Genomic DNA, 2754 nt, shown 5'->3' on the forward strand with positions numbered 1-2754 from the left:
TCCGCATGGCCTACGGCTTCCACCACGTCACCAACCTCATCAGCCTCGTCATGCTCAGATGCGGCGGACTCAACATCCAACTACCAACACCAACAACCTAACCCACGAAAACAGCAGAAGCCTCACAAATAATGCTCGATTCGCCGCGTCTTCTCTCGCAACTCTCGCAACGCACAAAAGCGCTGTGCGCGCCACCCACACCGGACTGGGCGGCTGAACGAATTCGATTATCCTCGTTCTGGCCCGGCTCGTGCGCGATCCGGATGTGAAAGGGTGTCCCGATGACTGTCCATCGGGACACCCTATGTGGTTGTTATGGACGTCCATGGCTCAACGCGAGCATCTCTCCGACTAAAACGCTCATAGCTAGAGTCTGTCCTTCGGCTCTGGTTGATGTGTATGCATGTGCACCGCTTTGGAGCAACTGCACTAGCTTGTTCGGCGATACCTGGTAGTTGGACGTGAACGTGAGAAGATCCTGACCTCCTTTACGCTTCCTCAGGTTCTTCTTGGCCTCGTTTGCATAATCATTCACATATTTCTGCAGACCACCATGTTCCCAACACTCCGAGGCCGCTGTTTCCGTCAGCAGACGCAGACCCATACGGAAGATTGGAACGAATGCTTCCCGATTCTGCATATCCTTGTTCCGATACATGTTCCAAAGCTCTTCTAAGGTGCGGTACATGTTGTTGACGATACCCGGTGTCAAATGTAACGGTCCGCCAAAAAACAGCGACAGAAGGCAAACTGACCTGGCGCGTGCGCGCTTTTCGGCTTTCCTTGGGGGCACTGTCCTGCGCGGGGACTTCTTCGGGGTCATCGAAGAGATGGGCATCGTTCTGCTTTTCGTCTTCGGCAACAGGTTCCGGCATCGAATGTGAATCCGTGTCGGCACGTGCCTTCTCCCGTATATCGGTCTTCGCATTGGCGACGTGCCTGCGTTGGGATTCCTTGAGGCGCTTGATGAGATCCTCCGGCAACACGCTAGCAGGATTGTTTCGAGCGTTGCGGGTATTCAACTCGTTGTCCAGTTTACCAGCGATGTTTTCCACGAGCTCTCGCAGCAATTCGGTTGGAACCCCAAAATCCGGTTCATCGGGGAGAAGTCCCATTTCTTCGAGATGCTTCTTGTTGAAAACGTCTTTTTCAACGAATCCTGTATTGAGTATAGGCCACTCCGTCACTGCGCCAATAAGGTCCTCCAGCTTCATCAGTACGGTTTTCGGTCCGCCCATGTATCGGAACATGAAACAATCCCGCTCATACTGCTTCCAGCTTCCCTTACCCTTATGCTTGCGTTCCACATTCTCCAGAGCGATTCGTTCGTTGCACACATTGCATGGCATGGGGTCAGGGAAGTCTGGAGGCAGCAGTTGCCGTTGCCCATCGACAGAAAGACCTCTCTTGCGAAGCATCGCCAAGATGACACGTCTGTTGCCGTCGTATACTCTATACGACGGTCCATTATCTATCTTGCATACCGTGGGTAGTTCGCTCAAATCGAACTTGTCTCCCATTTCCTTTGCAAGTTTATGCAGCTGCCACTGTCCCTCATTACTCTTATCGATCGCGTGACGGATGACATCGTCATTAGTGTAGGTGCCTTCTAATGGATCTCTAGGATTCTCCGTCCACAGAATCAGATTATCCAGCGGAATGTACTCAACCCGCTGTCCTTCCCACACATCGGCCATTTCTCGTCTCCCGCTCACCATGTCACTCTCCTTCTGAGGCATTGCATGCTATGGCTTCACCCAGTGTATCGGAAAAAATCATCAGCTCATTCGCGGAACGACGCGAGGATGCACTATAGCTCAGAGGAAACAACCCGCCGTATCGGTCCTTATACAGTTTTCTGACCAGCGACGTGTCATCATACGTAAGCATCCAATGGGAACGGATATGACTATTCAATGTCCTTCCAAGATCCTGGTGCTGGCTTTCGTCAAAAGCGTTCATGTACAGGCTCCGCCCTTTTTCCACGTACGGCGGATCCGCATAGATGAAAGAGCTGTCATCCCCGATGAACCGTTCTACTACGGCGCGTCCGTCCTCATTCAAGACTTCGATGGAATCCGAGCGATCTCCAAGGAATTCGAGTTTCTTCCTTAGAGAGGCCTTATTGTATCTGGCTCCTACTTTGTATGCACCGCTCTGATTCAGCCCGCCGATAACGCCACCGTTGAGTACGCCGGATCTGTTAGTTCTGTTGAGAAAGAAGAATGCAAACCCCCTATCAAGTTCGTTGGCGGAATTTCTGATGATATCTTTCTGCCGATGCCACTCCTCAATAGTGGGTTCCGTCTTGTCGAATATTTCCAAGAACGATGTCGAATCATTGACTGCGCTATGCCAAAAAGCGAACACATCAGGGTCATAATCATTGATAACGACCTTTGACACGGTACCGTCCCGCAATAGACGCAACGCAACACCCGCTCCACCGGCATATGGCTCGACATACGTGGCGTCACGAAGCCCAAACATACCGATGAGAGACGCCACGTATCCGGACAACACGCTCTTCCCGCCTGGATACCTCAGCGGTGAGACCACATCATGGTTGGGAACCAGTGGGACAGACAGCATCTCCCCAGAACTGATCCTCGGCGTTGCGTACATATTCACCGTGTTTGGTTGTTTGATGGGTTGAGTGGCGACGCTGACGCTCGCACCATGCGTGGTGTTGTTTGAAAACCTACGCGTGGGAGCGGACGTGGCGTGTTAGCGCGTGCCTCGTCGGATGGCTCG

The 2754-nt window shown here is 52.4% G+C and carries 2 protein-coding genes; both read right to left on the bottom strand.

The features are described 5' to 3' along the window. Positions 1–527 precede the first annotated feature (527 nt). The gene (locus KIH76_RS11435) at positions 528–1718 is read right to left on the bottom strand and encodes a hypothetical protein (RefSeq protein ID WP_236037012.1); all 1191 of its coding nucleotides are present in this window, start codon (positions 1716–1718) and stop codon (positions 528–530) included. Position 1719: 1 nt separating this feature from the next. After that, positions 1720–2625, bottom strand: coding sequence for a DNA adenine methylase (locus KIH76_RS11440; protein ID WP_236037013.1), 906 nt, complete (start codon positions 2623–2625; stop codon positions 1720–1722). Positions 2626–2754 lie beyond the last annotated feature (129 nt).

It is taken from the genome of Bifidobacterium simiiventris (genome assembly GCF_019331715.1).
Classification (GTDB): domain Bacteria; phylum Actinomycetota; class Actinomycetes; order Actinomycetales; family Bifidobacteriaceae; genus Bifidobacterium; species Bifidobacterium simiiventris.

Excerpts from the sequence above, each read along its gene's own strand:
- KIH76_RS11435 (WP_236037012.1), bottom strand. The coding sequence starts at position 1,718 with ATGGTGAGCGGGAGACGAGAAATGGCCGATGTGTGGGAAGGACAGCGG.
- KIH76_RS11440 (WP_236037013.1), bottom strand. The coding sequence starts at position 2,625 with ATGTACGCAACGCCGAGGATCAGTTCTGGGGAGATGCTGTCTGTCCCA.